This is a genomic window from Colwellia psychrerythraea 34H, from assembly GCF_000012325.1.
In the GTDB taxonomy this organism is placed as follows: Bacteria; Pseudomonadota; Gammaproteobacteria; order Enterobacterales; family Alteromonadaceae; genus Colwellia; species Colwellia psychrerythraea_A.
Map to the genome: position 1 here is coordinate 3,868,086 of NC_003910.7, position 25,516 is coordinate 3,893,601.

General features: G+C 38.5%; 14 protein-coding genes. 5 read left to right on the forward strand and 9 right to left on the reverse strand.

Features of this window, described 5'->3' with window-relative positions:
* Positions 1–50: 50 nt before the first annotated feature.
* The 7 genes from CPS_RS16630 to CPS_RS16660 all read right to left on the reverse strand — a co-directional run bounded on the left by CPS_RS16630 (position 51) and on the right by CPS_RS16660 (position 15,564).
* Positions 51–5,843: a carbohydrate binding domain-containing protein gene (locus tag CPS_RS16630; protein WP_049757913.1), complete on the reverse strand. Its 5,793-nt coding sequence runs from the start codon at positions 5,841–5,843 to the stop codon at positions 51–53.
* 536 nt (positions 5,844–6,379) lie between these two features.
* A complete protein-coding gene (locus tag CPS_RS16635) occupies positions 6,380–7,207 on the reverse strand; it encodes a LytR/AlgR family response regulator transcription factor (protein WP_011044471.1) in 828 nt (275 codons plus the stop codon).
* A gap of 4 nt (positions 7,208–7,211) precedes the next feature.
* Positions 7,212–8,390: a sensor histidine kinase gene (locus CPS_RS16640; protein WP_011044472.1), complete on the reverse strand. Its 1,179-nt coding sequence runs from the start codon at positions 8,388–8,390 to the stop codon at positions 7,212–7,214.
* A 207-nt stretch (positions 8,391–8,597) separates the two neighbouring features.
* A complete protein-coding gene (locus CPS_RS16645) occupies positions 8,598–9,608 on the reverse strand; it encodes a glycosyl hydrolase (RefSeq protein ID WP_011044473.1) in 1,011 nt (336 codons plus the stop codon).
* Positions 9,601–10,488 carry a glycosyl hydrolase family 17 protein gene (locus CPS_RS16650; RefSeq protein WP_011044474.1) on the reverse strand — a complete coding sequence of 296 codons (888 nt, stop codon included), beginning with the start codon at positions 10,486–10,488 and terminating at the stop codon, positions 9,601–9,603. The genes CPS_RS16645 and CPS_RS16650 overlap by 8 nt, the downstream gene beginning before the upstream one ends.
* Before the next feature lie 68 nt (positions 10,489–10,556).
* Positions 10,557–14,006, reverse strand: a complete 3,450-nt coding sequence (locus tag CPS_RS16655) for a hypothetical protein (protein WP_011044475.1) — start codon at positions 14,004–14,006, stop codon at positions 10,557–10,559.
* 121 nt (positions 14,007–14,127) lie between these two features.
* Positions 14,128–15,564 carry a malectin domain-containing carbohydrate-binding protein gene (locus CPS_RS16660; RefSeq protein ID WP_049757915.1) on the reverse strand — a complete coding sequence of 479 codons (1,437 nt, stop codon included), beginning with the start codon at positions 15,562–15,564 and terminating at the stop codon, positions 14,128–14,130.
* Positions 15,565–16,465: 901 nt separating this feature from the next.
* On the opposite strand from CPS_RS16660, the gene CPS_RS16665 reads away from it, so the two are divergent.
* From CPS_RS16665 to CPS_RS16685, 5 genes are all read left to right on the forward strand, one after another.
* Positions 16,466–18,283 carry a glycoside hydrolase family 3 protein gene (locus CPS_RS16665; RefSeq protein ID WP_011044478.1) on the forward strand — a complete coding sequence of 606 codons (1,818 nt, stop codon included), beginning with the start codon at positions 16,466–16,468 and terminating at the stop codon, positions 18,281–18,283.
* A 76-nt stretch (positions 18,284–18,359) separates the two neighbouring features.
* Positions 18,360–19,223, forward strand: a complete 864-nt coding sequence (locus CPS_RS16670) for a glycoside hydrolase family 16 protein (protein WP_011044479.1) — start codon at positions 18,360–18,362, stop codon at positions 19,221–19,223.
* Between the two features lie 242 nt (positions 19,224–19,465).
* Complete coding sequence (locus tag CPS_RS16675; RefSeq protein ID WP_011044480.1) at positions 19,466–20,305, forward strand: SDR family NAD(P)-dependent oxidoreductase; 840 nt, start codon at positions 19,466–19,468, stop codon at positions 20,303–20,305.
* A gap of 114 nt (positions 20,306–20,419) precedes the next feature.
* Positions 20,420–20,848 (forward strand): VOC family protein, encoded by a 429-nt coding sequence (locus CPS_RS16680; RefSeq protein WP_011044481.1) that lies wholly within the window; start codon positions 20,420–20,422, stop codon positions 20,846–20,848.
* 117 nt (positions 20,849–20,965) lie between these two features.
* Positions 20,966–21,745: a polysaccharide deacetylase family protein gene (locus CPS_RS16685; RefSeq protein WP_011044482.1), complete on the forward strand. Its 780-nt coding sequence runs from the start codon at positions 20,966–20,968 to the stop codon at positions 21,743–21,745.
* Between the two features lie 666 nt (positions 21,746–22,411).
* On the opposite strand, the gene CPS_RS16690 is transcribed toward CPS_RS16685, so the two are convergent.
* Positions 22,412–23,743, reverse strand: a complete 1,332-nt coding sequence (locus CPS_RS16690) for a glycoside-pentoside-hexuronide (GPH):cation symporter (RefSeq protein WP_011044485.1) — start codon at positions 23,741–23,743, stop codon at positions 22,412–22,414.
* 272 nt (positions 23,744–24,015) lie between these two features.
* On the reverse strand, positions 24,016–25,506 hold the full coding sequence (locus CPS_RS16695; RefSeq protein ID WP_011044487.1) for a tryptophan halogenase family protein: 1,491 nt from the start codon (positions 25,504–25,506) through the stop codon (positions 24,016–24,018).
* Between the last annotated feature and the right edge of the window lie 10 nt (positions 25,507–25,516).

Consider the following 25,516-nt stretch of genomic DNA (forward strand, 5'->3'; position numbering starts at 1 on the left):
CCCTACTGACCAAAAGGTAAGTAGGGCTAGGAAGTTAATAAATTAGCTATTTATTTTGAAATATTTAAATCAGTAATGTAAATTTTATTACCTACACCACCACCTTCACCAAATATCGCTATTTGTGTAATTTTAGATAAGTTAAGTGGTATATCAGCCACATTGATGCTTACCTCTGTCCAGTTACTATTAACCGTAACCGGTACTTTGAATTCTGCACCATCAACAATAAAATCGATAAAATAAGCAGAGAAGGCACCTTGAGCAGCAATTTTGAAATTAATGGTGCTATATTTAGCCACATCTAATTTGTACTCTTGCACACCTCCATAAGTATCTCCCATTAACGCAAGTACCGCGCCCCAACCTGCACCTTTTGTTAATTCAAAAGCATTTAAGCCATTGTAAACAACATCAGATGTTAGCGTGGTGCCAGTTGACCATTCGCTAATAGTGGTATTGCCATTATGCGCTGAGTCATCTCCATCAAAGATCATATCTGAACTCTCGCCGCTAGATGAGAAGAATACAAATTTATCATCTGAGCTTTCTTTTGCTGGCGTAACTTTACCAGTGTCATAAAGCACCATATCGGTGATATAGATTTTTTGACTAGCAGAGCCGCCTGCATAAACCCCAAACACTGCCATTTGATTTACAGTTGATAAATTAACACCGTACTGTGCTAAATCTATATCAATGCTATTCCAATCAGCGGGATTTGCTAAGCTAAAGCTAACTTCTTGAGCAGTTTCATTTGCACCGACTTTAGAAACAATAGATAACGCATAACGCTCGAAAGTCCCTTGTGAAGCGACTTTAAACTTAATGTTAGTATAATTAGCCATATCAACATCATAGTTATCAACATTTACGCCATCAGAAATATCACCTTGTAGGGCAAGTACTGCACCCCAACCACCACCAGCGGTAAGTTGAATAGCATCTAAACCTGAATAGTTAATTTCGCTTATTGCCGTACCTGTGCTCCACTCACCAAAGATAATGTTGCCAGCAGCACTATTGTTGTCATCATCAACAATTAAGTCGCTGGTGATATCTGCATCGGATGAAATAAAGACAAAGTCATCATTCGTTTCACTATCAAAGGCAATGGCTTCATTTTTAATAAGCGAGAAGTCAGTCACATTAATAGTTGAAACGCCTGTTTGGCCACCAATACCATAGACGGCAATCCAATCAATTGATGATAAGTTCAATGGGATATCAGCAGCATCAATTGAAATTGTTTGCCAAGTTGCAATACTTTGATCTAGAGGCAGGCTAATTTCTTTACTAACTCCGTTAGCTGATATCGCCACTTTAAAGCCACCATCATAACCGCCACTAGTCGCTAGTGTTAATTCAACACGGTTGAATAAACTAAAGTCACCCAAAATACCGTTTTGGAAAGCTAATACAGTGCCCCAGTTACCTTGTTCTGGTGAGTTAGCACTAGAAGTAAGCTCCCACCCCATTAAGCCATCAAAAGTAACATCAGCTTGAATTACCGTGCCAGTGCTCCATTCACCAATAGTATCTGGGGTAAGGCTAACATCAGTGTCATCCGTAGAAGAAATAATAACAAACTCATCGTCAACTACTTGACCTCCAGTATCTCCACCACCAGTATTTCCGTCGGTATTAGCTTGAATAGAAACACTAACATCATCAATATAAACTGAACCTGCTTCAGCGCCTAAATCAAACAACACCCGGCTGTTATCATCACCAAAACCTGCAATAGTGAACACATAGTTATAGGTTTGCCACTCCGTCGTTAATGCTACGGTTTCCGTAACATTTGTCCATGGGTCTGAATTAAGACCAAGACCGGCAATCATACTCCGCGCTATAGATGCTTTTGCTTTAAACGATAAAACATAAGTTTCACCGGGAATTAAAGTCATTATTTGACTTAAGTTAACATCCCATGGGTTACCTGCTACTGCAATATCCGCTTGATAGAAAGTATTATCACCTTCGGTATTAACAGCAACAGCGCCTATCCAACCTTCAGTGCCATTATCAAAAGAACCATTGCTTAGAATTTCTTCACCTGCAACTGGACCAGAATCTCCGTCACCTGTGTCTCCACCAGAGCCGCTATCGCCGCCAGTGTTTTCACCTTGCAAAATAGTGATATTATCTACTCTAAAGACAGCACCTTCACCTTGAGCCCAATCTGGAAAAATCATGATAACGTCAATACCGTTTAGCTCTAAACCAGCATTACTTAAATCGTTTAGTGATATTGCATAATGCTGCCATTCTGCGGTGGGTGTAGATATTTGAATAAGCGCTTCAGTCGTTGTACCACCTTGTTCAACTTTCAAATTCCAGTTGGCATTGGCATTATTTGGTGGCGTCACCAATTTCATGTCAAATTCCAACCAACCGTTATTTAACATCGGTGAACCGTCATACGCTACTGGAATATCCGCTTGAGAGGTATTAAAACCAACGACAGCCGGTGCTGCTCCCATTGAAAATTCAACCACTTGGTCATGGTCGACATCATCGGTAACAACAGCAAATGTTGTTTCTTCATTACTGCTCCATGCAGGCCAACTTTCATTATTAGCATTATCAAATACAACGAGATCAATTGCTTCACCTGTTGAAGGTTTTATTGGTGTTGGTGCATCACCATCAACTAATGAACCACCCTCGCTAATAGGATCTAAATAACCATCACGAACACTTGCACAACCTTGACCAGTTATAGGGTCAACTGAACACTCATAAACGCGAACGTAATCAAACTCAAAAGCATTGTCAGCATTAAAGGCTGAGGCATCGATACCGCCATTATTAACATTTTCAGACCAACTTCCCCCCACGGCAAAGTTTAATATCAAATGGAAGTCTTGGTTGAATGGCGAGTTATCCCAATGGAATTCATTCTCATAGTCAGCAAACCAACCACGGTGTAATAAACCATTAGCATCGCCGTCACTGTCAATATTCACTTGTGACCTTAATTGTGTTTGATATAAGTAACCATCGACATACCAGCGAATTTCGCCTTCTTCCCATTCTATTGCATAAATATGGAAGCCGTCAGCAGGGTTTGCTTCTCCAGGTAAACTAAAGTGAGCACCACTGTTTGATTGATTTGGCCAGCTACGACCATACCAAAGATTACCATGTACTCCTGCCTCTTCAATACCTTGATTATTAATGGTTTTCAAGTTAACGGATTCAAAAATATCAATTTCCCCCGAATGCGGCCAACCACCATAAACGTCTTCAGTTGGTAACATCCATATTGCCGGGAACGAACCTTGACCACGTGGAGGTTTAGCTCTTACTTCAACTCGGCCATATTTCCAGTCACCTTTATATTTAGTACGTAAACGTGCTGAACTATAAGGTAATGCTTGACCAGATTCTGGTTTAGCAACAATTTTTAAAGCACCATTTTCTACAAATGAATTTTCAGGGTTGCTGGTATAACATTGTTTCTCGTTATTACCACCACCACTACAGTTAACTTCATGTTCCCATTTGCTTAAGTCAATGTCGCTACCATCAAATTCATCGTTCCATACCATCGACCAATCTTCACTTGGCGCGGTTCCATCAGTGCCAGTGTCGCCACCATCAGAATTTTGTAGGATTACACTGATATCATCTAGATAAACCGTACCAGCTTCGCTACCCATATCAAACAGTGCGCGACTGTTATCATCACCAAAACCTGATGTGGTCAAAGTGTAAGTGAAACTCTGCCATTGTGTAGATAATGTTGCTGTTTCAGTGGTATTAGTCCATGGGTCGTGCGCTAGACCAAGTCCTGCAATAATAGTACGTGCCACTGATGCTTTTGCCTTAAAACTTAAAACATAAGTTGCATCTGGAACGAGTGTCATTACTTGGCTTAAGTTAACATCCCAAGGGTTACCTGGTGCAGCAACATCTGCAGTAAAGATATTATTATCACCTTCAACAATAACAGTTCCTCCACTCCAACCTTCAGTACCGTTGTCAAAAGAGCTGTTCGTTAATAACTCACCTTCAGTGCCAGTATCGCCGCCATCAGTACCCGTGTCACCACCGCCTGTGCCATTATCGCCACCGCCAGTACCAGTGTCACCACCGCCTGTGCCGTCTGAAAAGCTAATATTATCAAAATAAACCACATTCTCTTGACTACGAGCAAAGTCAAAATCAGGGAATACGATGATTTGGTCAATATTAATGCTTTCGACTGCACCTATGTTACCTGAGAAATCAAAGGTTAATTCTTCCCATTGGTTAACTAAGGTATTCGCTACTTTAATTTCACCTTGTGCACCGCCACTAGCGATAGAAAATTTAAGTCCGACATCACTGATGACTGTTTTATAAACCATAATTTTTACAATGCTGTTTGAAGCATCTAACGTTAATGGTCCGAAATCGCCATGTGCTGATTCAGCACCTGCCCAAGGAGCACTTCCTTGTCTAGCGATAAATTTAGCTACGCTGGTTGATGTGTTTGTACCCGTTGCATCAGGGTTAGTGACAATTTCTACTGCTGGGTTGTCGAGGTTTTCAAAAACATTCCAGCTATAAGCCGTGCCTGTGCCACTAGCTTCAAAAGTGATAGTTTCAATAGTACCGCTAGTGTCGCCATCACCACCCGTACCGGTATCACCGCCACCTGTATCAGCACCATTACCGTTAAAAGTAATGTTGTCAAAATAAACCACATTCTCTTGTGCTCTACCCGCCAAATTAAAATCTGGGAAGACGATGATTTGATCTACATTAATAGACTCAAATAAACCGATGTTACCTGAAAAATCAAAGGTTAATTCTTCCCATTCATTGATTAAAGTATTAGCCACTTTAATTTCTGGTTGAGCACCGCCATTGGCAATGGCCAGTTTAAGTCCAACATCACTGATAACGGTTTTATACACCATTATTTTTATGATGCTGTTAGTGGCATCTAGCGTAATTGGTCCAATATTACCGTGTGCCGTTTCAGCACCTGCCCATGGAGCACCATCGACTCTCGCGGTAAACATAGCGACTGTTGTAGAAGAATTTACACCTGAAGATTCTGGATTAGTAACAAATTGTACTGCGGGGTTATCAACATTTTCAAATACGTTCCAAGAAAAGCTTTCGCCGGTACCACCTACCTCAAAATTGATAATTGGAAGACCATTATCGCTTGTAGGTGGAATTGAAAGACAGCCATTGGTATCAACTACAGCATCTACAGCAGTATCTGGACACTGATCAATGTCATCATTTACGCCGTCATTATCACTATCTAATTGTCCAAGTGAGCAACCATTAGCATCGACTAACGTTTCAGCAAAAGTATTTGGACAAGAATCAAAATCATCTACGACACCATCATTGTCGCTGTCTTGTAGAACGGGAGTATTTAAGTCTTCAATTATAGCTTTAGCAACAGAAATTTTTTCTTTTTCACTTTCTATTTTACTCAATGCTTGAGTAATTTTCTCAATAGACCTTTCAATTTTTCTATTTGATTTTTCAATTTCATTCATAGCTTTCGCTATTTTATTTTCTTTATTTTTACCTTTTGCCTTGGCTATTTTTTCTTCTTGTTTCTCGATCTTTTCTTCATACTTAGCAATTTTCCCTTCTTCTTTAACGATCATCTTTTCTAGTTTATTTATTTCTTTTTCTGATCTTCGAATCTGTTTATTAGCTTTCTTGATTATTTTTTCATTTTTTTTATCAACGCTGCTTATTTTTTGAGTATTATCCGTACCGATATTACTTTGAACAGAACCAACGGTATTGGGCATTGCAAGCGATTGTGGTGCTACCGCAAACATCCCCACTAACGCTAAACTTTTTATTATTTTATTCATCATTTACCTCAATATTTTTGTTAGTGCATTCCAGCTTTATAATTGATAAATAGACATTCAACGTTATCGGAATAATTTGAATGTTTTTGAACATGACCGTACTAATCGTATTTTTTCACAGTACTGGTTTTCTGTTCGCCTATTAAAATCAATCAAGTAAAGACAATAAATCCTGAAATATAGACGACAATTAATCATCTTATTAGGTGATTAATTAAACAACGACAATGCGCTAACATGGACTTTGTCAAAGACGAATCGGATAAGTTAAAATGACAATGCGCCAACATGGACTTTAGCAGCGATGAATGGGAAATTGATGACATCAATTAAAGGATACAGTGAGGCTCAAATTTCAAATATTCACAATTTATGAAATAATTAACCGCAGTAATGATTACTTTTTATAAGGAGTAAGGTGAATATGGGTATGACAGTTTAAGGACAAGCGGTAAAAGCTAGATGCATAAGTTGAATTACCGGGTCATAATTCAATTTAATAACTGTCATCGATTGCGAAATATAGGGATATTCCGCTACCAGTCAGATAAAAAGTCCTTGATCACGTCTCGGTAGTTTCGACTAACTTTGACTTGATCATACTCTCCAAGCTTTAGAAAATATTCGCCTTTGGTATGAGGTATAACTTTTTGAATATAGTTAAGATTTACTATTGTTGAACGGTGAACTCGTTTAAATATTGATGGATCTAAATCATCTAACAAGTTTTTTAGCGTACTTCGCTTAATATGAGTAACACCTTGAGCGTGAACACAGCAATAATCACCTGCGGCGTCAACCCACTCAATATCAGCCTGTTTTAGCAAAGTAATATCATCTCTATCTTTAATGATTATTTTATGCTCAAGGTTACCCTTGTTTTGGCCTAATGAACTTTGCCCTTGTGAGCTTTGGCTTGAACTAGCACTATTTTCTCTTTCATTAATGGTATCTATTGCACCAATAATTCTTGATTTATGCTCAGTTTCTTCTTCGGTTTCAAAGCGGACAATCGCTCGACTAACTGCCCGAGTAATTCGTTCTTCATCTATTGGCTTAAGAATATAGTCAACAGCATGCACATCAAAAGCATCTAATGCGTATTGCTCAAAGGCCGTTGTAAAAATGACCAAGGGTACAATATCTGATTGGAGTTTTTTAATAACACCAAAACCGTCAACACCCGGCATTTGGATATCCAAAAAGATCAGATCGGGTGCCAAGTCCATTGTCTTCTCAATTGCTTCTCTACCGTTCTTACACTCAGCAATTATTTCGATTTCAGGAACTTTATTTAATTTGGCACGTAATAAATTAAGTGCCAATGGCTCATCATCAACTATTATTGTTCTTAATTTATGCATAAACCTAACAAACCTTCATTGAATTATATGCTTGATTAACTATATCAGGTTCACCCTGACTATCTAGTGGTAATTTAATGGTAGTTTTTAAACCACCAGAAGGTCTAACATTAAGGTTATATACATAATTATCGGTATACAACGCTTTAAGGCGTTCATCGATATTACGCAGTCCAACACCTCGGCCTGTTTTGCTCTTAATTTTATTTATATCAACTCGTTTTGCTGACCCTGTATCACTTAATTCTAGTACCAACATATTATCAATTACATCAGCCGATAAACTTATGACTCCACCTTCTTCATTTTGTGCAATAACATGTTTCATCGAATTTTCAATAAGAGGTTGCAGTAATAAACTAGGAATGAACGCGGCTTTTGCTGCTTCTGATATTTGAAAATCAAGTTGTAGTCGCTCTCCAAAGCGAGTTTTTTCTATTTCTAAATAAAGTTCTAATGCTTTTAATTCAAATTCTAACGCTATTTTAGTATCAGGGTCATTATCTAGTGAATAACGTAAGAATTTACTCAACTGAACCGTCATCAGCTGTGCTTTTTCTGGAAGCTCACATTCAATCAAGGAATTAATTGCATTCAATGTATTACAAAGAAAATGTGGATTTAACTGATACCTAAGCATTTTGATTTTGGCATCTCTTGCAACGGTCTGAGCACTTAACCTTTTTAATTGTTCTGTTTTTGCTTCAGCTTCTTTTTTAAGCATGATTTCATGCTCAAATTGCAATAATTGATAATAGCGGATGCCATGGAAAAAACCTGTCCAACAAAAATAAATAAAGATACTACTAAAATACCAACCGCCAAATTGAGTCCAAATTTCATCAGTGCCCGTCAGTCTTATGTAGAGTTCTACTCTAATAACTGTCCAGATAAAAGAAATCAATAATACCGAAGTAATACTAACGAATACACGTATAAAAATGGAGGTATTCCAACACCTCATAAAAGCCCAATACAAGGGCAGTGAGAATACTACACCAACAAAAGATTGTAAAAAGGTGTGATTTAGGTGTGCAACATCTATTTGAACATACCAAAGTGTTAAGGAAACTAGACTGATTAAAGAAACAAAAGACCAAAAACAGAACTGTAAAAACCAAAATAGGTAGATAGGATTTTCTGATATAGAGTTGTATTTTTGTTGTAAAAAATGTTCGGACATAGTGTCTCCTGGCGTTTCAACTTATTATGTTACAACTTATTATCAACCGGATCGATCGTAAAATTCCTATCCGTCGCATGTATGACCCACCTTAACGCAAACAGTAAAAAATAATAAATACCATTAAGTCATTATCTTAGTCTATAAAAGCAATAACCCCCGTTTAAAAAACGAGGGTTATTAAATAAGCTACACCGCTAAATGAAATTAGGCCACTTCATCCTTTGTATTAATATTAACGATTGTATCTGCATGAGTTGTTTTTCTGGGGAATATGTCTTTCATGACTAACTTAGGTGTGCGATCAACATAAAACAATCCCCAATGTTTTTCTGGCTCTAGTGGATCTGACGAGCCCTTCCATGGTTCATCAAAAGCTTCAAAGACAAACGTTAATATTTTCTCTTGTGTTGTCCATGCAAGCAATTGTTCATAATAATGAGCCTGTAAGTCTTCGTTAGCATTCCACGGTTCTATACCCCTGCCATTTGATGCCGTTGTCCAACCCGCTTCAGTAATAATCACTGGCTTATCAGGGTAATGATTTGCCACACTATAATAATTTTGTTTGGTATATTCGAGCGCATCTTCCATCGTTCTAAATTCCCATGCAGGATAAGTATGAATGGAAATAAAATCTAATTCAGCAACCAAAGGCTCCAATTTGTACGTCCATGGAACGTAGTTTTCGCAAAAAGTAACAGGTTGTTTAATTTCTTTTTTGATTTGACGAACATAATTCACTAGTCTATCTACTGGCACCATATGATCGGTCCATTCAACACTAGCTTCATTACCGACAGATACTGAGAAAACAATGTCATCATACTTTAATGATAACTCGATCATTTTATGTATTTCATTACAGTTATTCTGTCGGTTAGCACTAAGAGTTTCTTCGCTAAATTCAGCACCCCATGGACAATGAGGGTTACTCATTTCAGCAGCCATATCAACACCGAGCATTACTTTGAAATGTAATGCTTCTATACGAATAACATCTAAAACAATTTCAGCATGTGGTCCACAATCGTAAATACGAAGGTAATTCCAATTGCTTGCTAGTATAAGTAAGTCTTCCTTAACTTCGTCATACGTTGGATAAATGCCCTCTCTTGGATTTTGTCCCTCACGATAGCCAGAATAACAAATAGCATTGGCATGGCTTAAATTCATTGAACTAATTGTTGCTACTTTATCACTGTGTTTCTTAAACATATTTCATTTTCCCGTCTTTATCCCAAAGTCCCCAATAAGCACCTACATCGCCTTCATCAGCGACTTTCCATGTTTCATCAAATGATGAAAAATAGAAAATTTCGATACCATCTTCTTCCGCCCATAAGTAAGTATTTATAAAATACTTCAAGGCATTTTCATACGATGGCTCTGCACCTCTTTCAGCAGTACCAACATTAGGCCAACCGGTTTCGGTGATAATGACTCTTTTGCCCTTACCTGCTTTCACGGCACGTCGATACATATCTTTCATATAAAGTAACGCATAATCCGCTGAGCAGCCTTCCCAGAATGGGTAACAATTGGCTAAAATAACATCACAGGCATCGGCTATCCGTGGGTAATCTTCAAATTCAAAGTAAGCATCAACATAACCCACTTCAACATTCGGCAAGGCTTGTTTGGCGCGATTGATATAGTCCAACAATTGCTCTTCCGATAAATCACCACGCAGTAGTACTTCATTGCCTACCGCCAAAATATCTACATGTCCTTCTGTTGCAGCACAAATGGCATTAGCGAGCTCTTTTTCATTGTTTTCTAGATCGCTATCTAACCAAACACCTACCATAGTATTAAGGCCATTGGCTTTTGAAATAGCGGGGATTTTTTCATTACCTTCTGTACAAGAAAAAGAGCGTACCCAATTTATATTGGGCTTAATTATGTTTAAACGCTCAGATATTTGTTCCGCTTCAATTTGTGTACCCGGTCCTTGTCCTTCAACATAGGGACTAAAAGATATGCCATGAATTTTCTCAGTTAAAATATTGCTTGCTAAAGCTCGCAATTCATCAACTGACAAGTTTGAAAAATTCACACCTGCCAATGACATATACTTATTGTATTTACTCGACATTTTGTACTCCAAAAAATTTCGTTTTATTATTCAAATAACGTTTTATTAGTATTATTTACTCAGCAATCTCATTCAGAGAAGAGCTGAGTTGAATTTAGGTTAAGTGAAATTTGACGAATATGACCATTGCGTAAGAACAAGTTTGAGCTTTCTTTCTCTGGTAACGTCAATTGATTTAAGATTTGCTGTCTCCCATCTTCCCATGTAATCGTCAATGTTGACTCTTCACGATCACTGACTTGATAAACAATGGGAACCTGACACCAAGTAAAGGCTAACCCCGATTCAGGTACTGTAATTTCTTGCCAATTATCATCAACATCCAAATAAGTAAATGGGGTTACTTCTTTAACAAACTCACATGGGCGTAGTAAATTAGTTTGAAATTGAACTGTGCCTGCTTTGACCCTAATCCCCAACTCGCCAAAACGGGCAAGGATTTCTTCTTTAACTTGTCCAGTCATCCCTGGTTGTTGAGCGCCTGCATGTTTTGGGGTATGAGAATAAGGGTCCGCAGGGAATGCACCATATTCACTCGGTGTTTTATTAAAGCCTAATCCTTCACGCACTCGGTAATACAACTTACCTAAATGGCTGCAAGTACCTTCATCTTCACCATTATCTACCGCAGTGAAAAAGTTTTCTTCTACCGCTAGTAATAACTTAGCGACCATATGCCAATAAATACAACCTAAACCTTCAAAACCAAACATGCCACCAGAACGCCCAGTAAACTCCTGATGATTAAAAACTTCTTCATAAATAGCGACTAAGGGAGATCTCGACATTTCAACTAGATCGCCATAAACACCAGACAGCGCATCTAACTGTGTCATTAAATCATCACCATTGGTTAAGTCTGCATTAAAGCGATATACGCCATCACTATCTTGCAAAATGATGCGTTCATCCTGCTCTCTAAGCATTTGCTTTAACAATGGATTTGTTTGAACTTTATTAGTATCAACACAGTTTTTTTGCAAAAAGCTAGGTAACTTTCTGTCTGGATATAGCATAAAGGTATCTTGGTCTTTACGATAAACATCGCTTTTAAACAATGCCTCTACTACAGAGATAACTTTCTCTGAGCTAAATGCTCCGGAACTTAACGCTGCCACTTGCCCTTCTAACATAGGATAAAGATCATCAATAGTTAAACTTTCCTGTTCAAAGGCAAGTAAGTTATAGGCATTATAAAGGCCATCTTCACGCTCATTGGTGTGAATAGTATGCTCAATTGCAGCCAACGCATCTTCAAGCATTGACTTAATTTGCTCAATTGGTTGCAACATTTTTCCAGAGAATGCTTCTTGACTATAAATTGTTTCGCGGTATCGACTTGATGCCTGCCCTAGTTCAGATGCACATTGATAACGTTCATCAGCACTTATTGGTGCATTATTTAATAACGGACGCACTTTCTTCAATGCATTGGCCGTTTCAACGATCCAATCGTTTACTTCTTTAGAAATAATGGTCGATTCTGACTCTTTCGCTAATAGCTTTTGCAAGAAACAAACATATCTGCGTAAATAATATAAAGTCACGACAGATACCCCCTGACCCACTAAGGCATTATTGGCATCATTCCATTCAGGTCTTTGGGTATTTAACCAAATGCCTCCGTCTATCACTAAATTACCCAACTTACAAAGTAGTGGTACCATTAACTTTTCAAGCAAGTTAACTTGATAAACTTCACCACTTGAGTCGAGCATCAATTTACCATCAGCACCTATTTTGCTAACACGTTTTTCAATTCGTTCAGCTAACTCTTCATCATAAGTAACGGTGCTTTTAGCATTTTTAACTAAGGCATCAAATGGTTTTATTCTATAGGGCACATTAGCGTAACTAAACAGTGGTTGACGTAACAATTCGCTCAGTTTATCTGGATGAAACGCTTTTGAAAGTTCCAACATTTTTTGTAAATAAATGATCTGATGATCACCCCAATAACCGATATAACTCCACGGGTCATCTGGCTCTTCAACTTCCCAGTCAATTCCCTCTTTAGTAATACGGTAAGGGTTATAGCCATCAATGGTGGAAGCGTTAACGAATTTGGCTATCACATTTTCAATAAACTTAGGGTAGCTGAATGTTAACGCTTCCCAATTTTGAAAAATGTCTCGCCAATTACCTTGATAGGTCAACAAACTATTGTTGTTGTCATCTTTTAGTTTAATGGCAAATTGGTTCCATGGACGACTTGGGTCTCCATGTCTTCGACCAAAAAATATCGGCAGATATTCATAACAAAGACGTTCAAGCTGTTGATCTTCTTGTTGCTTAACCAGTGTAAGTAATTGCTCTATATTGATGCTTTCGGGCAAACATCTAAAAAACTCTTGGTGACGTAAATAAACATCACTATTAAACAAGTTAACGGTACTTGAGAAATCTTTTGACGATATTTGATAATGTTCATCAAAAGCACCACCACGCAACACATTAAACTGCACGTTAGCGTAATGGTGTACAGAAACATTTTCTTCTGCAGTGACTTGAAAGCCATCTGCTGTTGCCATAATGCGGGCTAAGCCATCAGAGCCCTGCGCAATAGACGAAAGTATGTTATTTTCCAATGTTGAGGTACTAGATAGTTGACTACGCAGTTCTGTCGCTTGGCTTTGACTTTGTTCAACATTAGCAACAAATTGCCAAGTTTTATTCTTAAGCGGCTCTAGTGTTATAGTTGAATTCACTAAGAATGCGCCACGAATACCACGTTTATGTGTTTCCTGTTTTATTGGCATTCCTGTGCGAAAATTAGCTAGCTGTTCAGACGACAGTAATATTTTTGACTGCTCTAAACCTGAACAAAATACCGTATTTGTTTTTAATGACTCACAAGGCTCTGCTCTATCAGTAATACCTGAGTAAACAGTAAAAAATGCCAATCCTGAACTTTCATCCAATTCAGTCCACTTATATGCATCAACTAAATTACTTGAATTAGTTTGCGTAAAACGTGGCGTGCCTGCAGGTAGGATATTTTGAAAACCATCAATAAGTTCAACATTTGCAGGCTTGTCTGATAAGTTCACCAATTCACATTGACGAACAAAACCATACTCTTCACTTGTCGCCCATGTGTATTTATATTTAAGCTGAAGATCATTATTTATTTCTTCAAAACAAAGCTTATTGCCCAATAAGTTTTTATATAAATTACGCGTGATTTTATAACGATTGTCATGTTCTCGGTTAAAGGGTTCCCAATTTACAATCTCGCCTTTGTGATCAACACGTAATAGCGTTTTACAACCCGTATGAAGATCACTTTCATGTATTCTATCTACTGTGATATACGGAAATAATGCTGTTTCTGGAGAAACTCTTCCGGCAGTTAATCCACCCGTTGATGATACAAATAACCAATGATCACTATTTGAAATGACACTGATAAAAAAGGGTGCCATGTTGTTAACATTATTGATGGCGTAATATCGCTCATCATCTAACATAATGAATTCACCGGTTGTTTGATTGTTATCTGTTTTACAATTTTTCATGTTAATTCCTACCTTAACTAGCGGCCTATGTGCTACTTAAATATTTAAATTAGTCAGTACAGTTTTATTCTTACGTCTGTATCTACTCGTTATTTTGTTAATGGATTCAAAGTTAATTCTTTCAAGGTAATGGTTTAAAAACTCTCACGTAGTCGACTTCCATTGATACAGGAAAAATACTGTCATCAATTGGTCCCCCAGCCGTACCCCACGAACCACCAATCGCTAGATTGAGAATAACGTGGTAAGGGTGATCAAAGGGCCAAGCCTCCCAACCAGTTGACTCGTTTGAATAAAAGAAATATGGGGTTTCATCAAAGAACACAATAATATGTTCTGGTGTCCATTCTATGGAGTAAACATGAAAAGCTTGGTCAACAGTTTCACCTTCAAAACTTGCTTTTCTTTGTTCCGAATTAACCCAATAATATGCCTTATTATGTACAGTGCCATGAATTGTTTGCATGTCGTAACCAACATGTTCCATGATGTCAATTTCACCAGAATTAGGCCAAGCATCACAAGTTGAATTTCCTTGCCAGTCTTCATCTTGTGAGCAAGTTGTTTCGTACTTAAAGGGATCACTAGGTAACATCCAAATAGCAGACCATGTGCCTTGCCCTTTAGGTAGTTTGGCTCTTACTTCAACACGCCCATATAATAAATCACCTTTTCCTTGGGAATGAATTCTGCCCGACGTGTATTTAGCATTACCATAGTCTTCTTTGTGAGCGGTAATAATAAGGTTTCCATCTTTAACCTGAACGTTTTCAAGAAGGTCAGTGTACGTTTGGTCTTCATCATTTACCTTACCAGCAGGCCAGATGTCATAGCTCCATTTGTTTGGATCCGGTTTACCTTCATAGTCGAACTCATCGTTCCAAACTAACTCCCAATCATTTGAGGTTTGTATGTCAACTGATGTGGTGGTGGTTTTACGTACTACGAGCGCATTTAGAATAGCCTGCCCTTTAGATGCCTTTAGTTCAATATTAAGCAATCCATCAGTGACGGTGACATCATGAACAGCACGTACCAGCTCAGAGTTATTTTTACCATCGCGTGCCAGTTTTATATCAAGCTCATCAATAACTAACTGCCCCTGAGCGTACACATCAAAAACGCGCTCTCCAATAGCAGGGTTTTCTGGCTCTGCAAATTTAAAAGTAACTTCGTAGCTGCCATTTTCTACTGGCTGTTGTATGGTTAAATCGCCAAAACGATAGCTTTGAAACAGAGCACTATCTTGCGATCCTTTAATTGCCTCAAATATAGTGCCTTTATTGTCTCCTAACACTAAGCTGTCAGTTTGATATGTGATCCCATCAGAACCTTGATACTGCTCTCCACCGATATTAACGGCCCAGACAATATTGCGATTAAAAGCATGAGAGTTCGATTTTTCTTTAACTGCATTTTCAGTGGATAGCTGAGAAGACTGTTTAGTTGCTGGGATGGTTTTTATACTTTCCTCCGAAGTGCATGCACATAAAACTAGGATGGCTGACATTGAAAGCAAAGTGCTTTTCAAGCGATTAATGTTTAAATTTTTTTTCATTTGTTCTCAAACCTTAAACAAGTGTAAATAAACAATACATTTGTTATTTGGTATTAAATAATTACATTCAACAATAAAGTAGCCTGAAATAATGACAATCAAAACGAGTTAAAACGGACTGAGGGTGCGGTAAATACGACAAATAGTTATTTTCAGCGAGAATATATATCTAAGAAATTACTCCTATGAAGCCAGTAAAATAGTCCTTTGACCCATACAATTGAAATATAAGATAAGAACAGGGCCAGTAGTTCGTTTCATCCTCCAGATAGTCCGCTTGACCGCTTTTAACTATTATTATTTCACCAACCCTGAAATTATAATTATTAGTGTTATTTATTAATGCTGATATATAGCAGGGCCAACAGCGCTCAATATTTAAACAATATGTTACCTATTGTCGATATTCCCTTAGCCTAGGTCTAACATTTAATTTATATGAAAAAAACTGATGAAACTTAATCCGTTTTATAAAAAAAAAACAGCTAACATTTTTACTAAATAAAAATTTAATATCGCTATTAATTATAGGGTTGATGATAATTCTACAGCTCTCGCCGTAAAACGCTTTAGCCAAGCTGCTTAGCATTACTGAAGGAGGTTGGGCACTTAGTGCAAATGAATTTGGTGAACACGCCAGCGAAGCAAATTAAAAACAGTACTTTGATGAAATTAAACAATGAGCTAAATCAAGCAACACCACTTTCTTCTTTTTCGAGGAATTTGATGAACCATGGAAGGGAAAGCCGGATAATTTAAAGGGTGTAGAAAAGCATTGGGGATTATTTAATGTAGATAGAACACCACAAAAAGTATTAAGTAAGTTGGATTAGTCTACATTGATCTTACAAAATGAAACCAGAACAAAGTTCTGTAAAGAAGAGTATAAAAAAGGACTGAGATGAAAACATTGTGGTTATTAATTTTATCCTTAGTGATCTTTGGATGCACAACTTTTGGGACAAACAATACTAAAGTCGACGTAAATGTGATCTGTAAATGGGGAACACAGCAGTTTGATTTGTGCCAATACAAAAATCAGGAACAGATGATTGATGCGCTGTTACTGGCGATGGTTCTGGACGAAAAAATTGGCCAAATGACTCAGTCGGTTTGGCACAATAATGTGTCTCCTGAAACCATCCGTGATAAAGCTATCGGCTCTATCATTCATACTGAAGGCCCCACACCAGGGCCCAATGCCATGGACTGGGTCAATAAATTTAATGAATTTCAAGCGAGTGCATTGCAAACCCGTCTGGGTATTCCGCTACTGATTGCAGTCGATGCCGTTCATGGTCAAAATACCTTTGAGGGTGCGGTAATTTTTCCTCATAACATTGGTATGGCTGCCACCAGAAACCTGAACCTGATCAAGCAGGCCGCTCAAATCACAGCACTAGAAGTAGCCGGAACGGGATTTAACTGGACATTCTCTCCCTGCATTGCCATGCCGCAACATGAGCATTGGGGCCGGGTCTATGAGGGATATACTGAAGACAGAGATTTAACCACAGCGGCCGTTATCGCGTCTGTTCAGGGACATCAAGGAACGAGCCTTGCCCACCGTGATACGGTAGCAGCCACCGCAAAACATTTTATCGGTGACGGCGCCACTGACGGCGGGGTTGAAGGCGGAAATGCGATAATGACTGACCAAGTCATGCGCGAACACTATTTACCCCCATACACCGCGGCCGTTAACGAGGGCGTTGCGTCTATCATGGTTGGGTTTAACTCTTATAATGGCCATAATATGCATCAACATACTCACTTAGTCACCGATGTATTAAAAGGTGAACTGGGCTTTGAAGGCGTTGTTGTTAGCGACTGGAATGGCGGATTGCGCTTTGGAGATCCCCATACCGTTATCAACGCTGGTATTGATATAGCCATGCAACCGGGCAATCACAATGAGTTCATGGCAAAACTTAAAGCATCGGTCTTTGATCAAACTGTCCCAATGAGCCGCATTGATGATGCCGTGCGCAGAATTTTAACCATGAAATTTAACCTTGGCCTGTTTTCAGATCCCTTTGCCAAAAAAGAATTCGCCGAAAGTGTTGGTTCCCCTGCCCATCGAGCGGTTGCCCGACAAGCGGTGCGAGAATCATTGGTGCTGTTGAAAAGCGACAATGATGCATTGCCACTAAGCTCATCTGATTCGATTGCCGTGATTGGTAGCCATGGTAACAACAGTGGTCTGCAAAGTGGTGGTTGGTCTATTCACTGGCAGGGACAAGCAGAAAGTTATCGCGGGGCAACGACCATTTTTGACGGTATCAAAGCGCAAGGAACACAGGTTGAATATGCTGAACATGGCTGCTATCCGGATATGCCTGCAAGCAAAGCCATTGTGGTTGTCGGAGAAGCCCCTTATGCCGAGGCTCTTGGCGATAGTGATGAGTTATGGCTAAGTGATGCCCACAAAAAACTCATTACTGGCTGCAAAAATCTCGGTAAAAAAGTCATTGTGATACTTATTTCAGGTCGGGTCTTGGCGATTAGCGAAGATTTAGACAAGAGTGATGCGTTTATAGCAGCTTGGTTACCCGGCTCTGAAGGTGCTGGTGTTGCCGATTTCTTGTTTGCCACCAATGGCTTCAAACCAACAGGTAAGTCACCTTATTCATGGCCGGTTGCCGTGACCGATATACCACTGGCACCGAACGCAGAACATGCTTTATTTAAATTTGGCTATGGTTTACAAGATTATTAACGTCGGTAAAACGCCTTTACTTAACCAGAAATAACCAATTTAACAGAATATAACAATTTAAACTCTTGGAGAATATATGAAGTCTACTTTACCCCTGATCCCACTTGCATCAGCATTACTATTGATTGCATGCTCTGGCGAAGTAACAACTAACGAGTCAACAAAACAACAAAGCACAGTGAGCAATTGGCACGTTGATTTTTTCGATGGTTTCGATACGTTCAACCCCGACAACTGGCAAGATCAGCGCATATGGGTTAATAATGAGACCCAATGTTATGTTCCAGACAACCAGTTTGGCACGCGTGAAGTGAGCAATGGCAGCATCAAGCTGAAAGTTATCGATACTGGCGAGAAACGCAGTTGTGATAATTTTGACAAACATGGCAAACAACATCCGGATACCCAATATGTTGCAGGTCGTATAGCTTCTAAAAATCTTAAGGAATTTGTTAAAGGCAAATGGACCGCTCGCTTAAAAGTCGAAAACAGTGGTCAATCCGGCATGTTCCCTGCTTGGTGGCTCCTCGGTGCTCAAAATAATGAGCCCCCCGTACAACAGCCTGATGAAAACGTGTGTTGGCCTATGGTCGGCTCGGGTGAAATTGATATTTTTGAGCATCACAGTGATGGCGGCCCAGATCATTATGCAGCACGAGCCATTAAAAGTAATGGCAAGTGTGGAGACGGTGATTGGCAAGCCCTGATGTTGGTACAAGAAGCCAAGCTAGACGAATACCATGATTATTCAGTGGAATGGGTTGGCGATGATGTTATTTTCCGCCTAGATGAAGTTGAAGTATATCGACTCCCTGGTGAAGCAGATAAACTTGCTGAGCCCTTCTTCGCCATCTTGAATTTTGCCAAGATCAATGATTCAGCCATGACAGCTAACTGGGTTATGGAAGTCGATTGGGTGAAGCACGAAGCCTGGTATTAATAGTAGCTTTTCATTAACCATGTACAGGGATACCTTTATCGCATCCCTTGATCATTTACAGGTGAATCGCCTTGTTTATGGCCGGTTGCTATTACCTATATTCCAATGGCACTGAACATGTGTTGATGTCTGTTTGTATCCATATCACCCCTCCTTTTAGCTCGGCTATTGGCACTGTCTTTTTGAGACCTCTGTTTTAGTAATATCCGACTATTCAAAAGGATTAATTTTCAGGAATTTGAATGAAACCTCTATTCGGTAAGGTTGCACTTGTTACTGGAGCAAGCCGTGGTATTGGAAAAGGTATTGCGCTTAGCTTGGGCGAAGCAGGCGCGAAAGTCTATATTACGGGAAGAACTGTCGAGGAAGGGAAATCTGCTTCATGCCTGTCCGGAACAATCCACCAGACAGTTGAAGAGGTCATTAAATTAGGGGGAGAATGTGTGGCTATTCAATGTGACCATAGCATTGATTCTGAAGTGGAAGCCGCGTTTAATCGTATTAATGCAGAGAATAAGCGACTGAATATTCTGGTTAATAATGTTTGGGGTGGTTACGAACATTATACTGATGGTACCGAGTTCTGGCATGAAAATGGATTTTGGACTGTACCAATTTCACGTTGGGACGCTATGTTTCACTCTGGAGTTCGAGCCAATTATATATCCAGCGTACTTGCTGTACCGCTATTAATGCAGCAAGAAGATTCCCTTATAATTACTCTTTCATTTTTCGCCGCTCAACGTAATGACAAAGGAGTAGCATACGGTACTGCTAAAGCCGCCTCCGATCATATGGTAGCGTGTATGGCAGAAGAGTTACGAGAACATAATATTGCTGCTGTTTCTCTGTATCCTGGCCTTGTACGTACTGAGTCGGTAATGAAAGCCGCAAAGCATTTAGATTTATCCAATTCTGAATCACCACAATTTATTGGACGGGCAGTTGTAGCACTTGCTAGCGATACTGATATCATGAAAAAATCGGGACGGGTATTGGTTGCCGCAAAGCTTGCCCAAGAATATGGTTTCACTGACATCAATGGAGAGCAACCACGCCCTTTAACGGCACAAGATGTTTAGTGTTTAGATTTGGACTTAACCGGATTAATAAGTCACTGAAAAATAGTAGTAAATCCGTACTTTAATGAAATATTAAAGCTTATATAGTTTAAGTTATTAAAAGAGAATTGAGTCATGGAACCACGTATCAGCATCATCACGTTAGGTGTAAAAAACCTAAAAAAGTCTTTTGATTTTTATACAACTCTTGGGTTTCCATCATCGAGAAACCCTGAAGATGGTATTATTTTTTTTAAAACTAGTGGTGTATGTTTAGCTTTATACCCTTTAGATAAACTAGCAGAAGATGTATTTCCTAGTCTTAATTCAAATCCTTCAGGATTTTCAGGTGTTACATTTGCTCACAATACTCGATCTAAAGTAGAGGTCGATTCTATATTGGAATTAGCCAAGACTGCTGGTGGCAATATCGAAAAACCAGCTCAAAATGTTTTTTGGGGTGGCTATAGTGGTTACTTTTCAGATCCAGATGGATATTTATGGGAGATAGCATTTGGTGATTGTTGGGAGTTCAATGAAGATGGAAGTCTAATCATAAAATAATGATCTAAAAACTGGACGTCATCAATACAAAAACTAATCAACTTTATAGCACTAAGTAGAGACTACAACGACTAAAAAACCTGCACTATAATATTTACGTTTTGGAGCGAAATTCAAATGATTTTTAAGATAAAAACTACCTTTCTACTTTTAGCATTACTATTTTCAGTATCTAGTAACTCTCATGCTAAAAATAATGATTTCACTTGGCCTAAAGGGAATAAATTAGCTGTAAGTCTTTCCTATGATGATGCCCTAAACAGCCAATTGGACAATGTGATTCCTGAGCTGGATAAATATAATCTAAAAGCATCCTTTTATGTCATTCCAAACTCCCCTGTGATGAATGCACGAATGGGGGAATGGAGAGCAGCAGCAAAAAATGGCCATGAACTAGGCAATCATAGTATCTATCATCCATGCAGTGCCTCACTACCAAATAGGGAGTGGGTTCAAGAACATCATGACCTTGATAATTACAGCGCCTCACAAATGGTTGAGGAACTGACAATTGCTAATACCTTTCTTAAAGCTATTGATGGTAAAACCGAACGTACTTATACCGTTCCCTGTGGTGATTTACTCGTCGGTGGTGAAGAGTACCTCAGTAAAGTAAATCATCTTTTTACTGCGATTAAAGGTCACGGGGCTGACAAAAGGTTTTCTCTTATATGGGATCCAACAAATTCAACAGGAAAGGAACTAATTGATTATATTAAAAATATCCCTGCTGAAATATTATTAGTTAATATTATTTTTCATGGTGTGGGGGGAGATTATTTATCTGTTTCATCAGAGGCTCATGCCGCGTTATTAACTTTCTTAGCGAATAATCGGGATGCCTATTATGTAGATTCATATATAAATTTGATGAAATATGTAGGTAACATGGAATAATTATTCCATGAATGTATGCAGACTCGCGAAATTTCCCCCCTCTTAATATCAAGTTTTAAGTGCAACAAAAGTCATTATCGATACAAAAACCAATCAACATAATGAATTCAATTAACGGGTCGAGACCAAGCCTCAATTAATTAATTGAGGCTTAAGTATATAGTCAATATCTTCCAGCCACTCTTGCTAACATTTTATAACACCCAGTTTGTAGCCATTTCCTCGGTATAATTAACTTGATTACTAACACTCATGAAAATATAGCTATTGATACGTCTGCAAGTTTAAACCTTATAAATAGTAGCTATATACCCATTACCATTCAAGATGCATGTTTCAAAGTGCTTAAGCAATTTCAATTCAAGGCGCTGTGATGAAATAATGGTTATTCAGGAGAATATGCTCAGGATAATTGCTCCTGCATTATCTAATAAGGTACTTCCTGTACCGTCTGCATTCTCTAATAACACCATCCATGTAGCGCCATTATAAATCACAGCAACGATGAAGTGATGTTGCTCAAGCGCTTCTATGATGGACTTAAAATCACTTTATACGTCGTTAAATAATCAAACCATAGAATGACTATGCTTAAATTATCTTCCTTGCCTAAAGTCCTTTTAATTCCCATTGAAATCCTGCACTTTGATTGGTAACGGGTATATATTACGCTTGTTGTGCTTCATTGAGCTCACCATGAATCTGCTCTACCCTTTTATTATCAAGAACATACCAACGCATCACTAAAGCTACTAGAATTGAGCCAATTGCAGGATAAACAGTAAAGGACAATAAGATCCCTTGCTGAGTCGCCTCCGTCTGTTCAACATCGGCTTGGTAGCCATAATAAGCAAGCAACCAACCGGCAAAAGCGCCACCAAAAGCGACACCCAGCTTAATAAAAAACACCACGGCAGAATAAACCATTCCCGTAATACGAACACCAGTTTTCCAGTGGCCATAGTCAATGGTATCGGCCATTTTGGCCCATAACAATGGTGTCGCCATTTGTAAAAAGAAACTCCAAAGGAAAAACAATGCAAAGGCCATGATGTCATATTCTTTAGGGACAAAATAACTGATGACACATATGAATGCTGCGATTAATTGAAGCGTTATATACGCTTTGATCTTACAAACTTTTTTGGCCAGGGGTTGAGCCAAAGCACACCCTAAAATACTACCAATCATTCCGAGTGTAATAAACAAAGTTATATACTGTTCGAGATTAAGAACATATTTCACATAATAAATAGCTAAAGTCGCTCTTAATACTTGTCCCGTTAATAAAAAGAGACCGGCTAAGCATAAGATTCGCCACTGGTCATTTTTCCAAAGTGATCTTAAGTCATCAAAAAATGACGTTTTTTGCTCTGCAGGCGTGGAGACCCTTTCATTAGTGCCACTAAAGCATAATAAAAATAACACCACACCTAAAAGACTCATCGCCATCATGGTTAATTGATAACCTTTGGCTTTATCACCTTCACCAAACCACTCAACTAACGGAAGTGTACTGGCTGCGACAATAAGCCCGCCTAACATGCCTAAAACAAAGCGATAAGATTGCACAGAAACACGCTCAGAAGGCTCTGCTGTTAATACACCGCCTAATGCAGAATACGGGATATTAATCGCCGTATACGCAATCATAAGTAAAGTGTAGGTGGCAAAGGCATAAACAACTTTTCCATTATAGGAAAAATCCGGTGTAGTAAATGCCATGACTGAGATTATGCCAAAAGGCACCGCTAACCATAAAATATAAGGCCTAAACTGTCCCCATCGGGTTTTAGTTCTATCTGCCATAGCCCCCATTAAGGGGTCAGTAATCGCATCAAAAAGTCGAACCACTAAAAATAAAGTACCCACCAGCGCGGGAGAAAGACCAACGACATCGGTATAAAATATCAGCAAAAACATCATCACTGTTTGAAAAATGATATTACTGGCAGTATCACCTAAGCCATAGGCAATTTTTTCTCGTATTGTTAACATAAAATCTCACTTCTAATTCTTTGGTATGATGATAGTTGAATTAATGAATTCAATACTTGGGTGATATTACCATCATACTTTTTTCGGTTATTTACCATGAAAGGTAAAGCTGAAAATACTGTTGTCTTTTTATCATTATTGTCACTGTTAGCCCTGACACTGGAAGAGATTAAGCATCAAGCTGTTGTTGCTCTATTTTTCAGCAATACTGCTTAAATACTGAAACAGGCATCTTGAAGTAGCGCAGGTCTCAGTGTTCATCAACACATCAATTAGGCTTTAGAATTACAATATTGATCTAAGTATTGTTTATGCGTAGGTAGTGATTTGACCGTTTGCTCTATCGAATTTTTAATACCATTTAAAAACATGTCTTGTTCATTCGTTGACATCATATCAGCTATTGGATGGTGATTTTGTGGGGACAAACCTTGCCCTAACATGACTTGAACCCAAGAATTCTCAGCAAATAAATCCCATGGTGCTTTAAAGACATAACCATGTTCTTTAAATAATTCAATACGATGACTCAATGAACTTGGAACATCCATTTTGCTACAATAACGCCAAAAAGTTGAATCGTTTCTATTGGTAACATGGTAATGCAAAATGATAAAATCTCTAATGTATCGAATTTCTTCTTCAGATTGATAATTATATTCATTTATTACTGAGTCAGTTATCCCCATTTTAGGGAACATTTGCATCAGTCTAATAATACCTCGTTGAATTAAATGTATACTGGTAGACTCTAAAGGCTCAATGAAACCGCTTGATAAACCTAAGGCTACACAGTTTTTATTCCAATGTTTTCGGCGCTGGCCGGGGGTAAATTTAATAAATAAAGGTTTCTTTAATGTTTTACCTTCAACATTTTCAAGCAACAGTTTCTCAGCGTTTTCATCATTCAAATATTTACTACAATAGACGAGGCCGTTTCCTGTTCTATTTTGTAATGGAATCTTCCATTGCCATCCAGATTCATGGGCAATAGAACGCGTATAAGGTTTAGGCTCTTCAGTACTTTCTGTTTGCACTGCAACAGCGCGATCACATGGCAGCCAGTGTGACCAATCATCGTAGCCTGTATGTAAAGCTTGCTCAATCAGTACACCTCTAAAGCCCGTACAGTCAATGAATAAATCACCTTCTATAGTTACGCCTGAAAGCAAGGTAAGAGATTTTATAAAACCTGATTTCTCATCGATATTTACTTGCTCTATTTTACCTTCTATTCTTTTTACGCCATTTTTTTCAGATAGTTTACGTAAAAATTTTGCGTATAATGTTGCATCCATATGGTAAGCGTATTTCAAGCCACTATTTGGCAGGTGAGCGAATTTTTCATTTAGTCCAGCTTGGAGTTCTAAGCAATATTCTTCATACTTTGCCTGATAGCCTTCTTTTTTACTTCGATTGTAAAATTGTAAAAATGTTGTTGCCCAACAATCCCTACCAGTAGTGCCAAAAGAGTGAAAATATTCGCTATCGTTATCTTTCCAATTTTCAAAATTGATGCCTAGTTTAAATGTTGCGTTTACACTACTCATAAATTCAGCTTCATTAATCTTTAACATTTTATGAAATGTTAACAGAGGGGGAATTGTTGCTTCGCCAACACCAACCGTTGATATTTCATCGGACTCAACTAAGGTAATATTTAAGTTATTACCAATAAGTTTTGCTAATGCTGTTGCAGCCATCCAGCCAGCGGTTCCTCCGCCAGCAATAACAACATTTTTTACTTCTGATAGATTATTCATTTGTAATTCC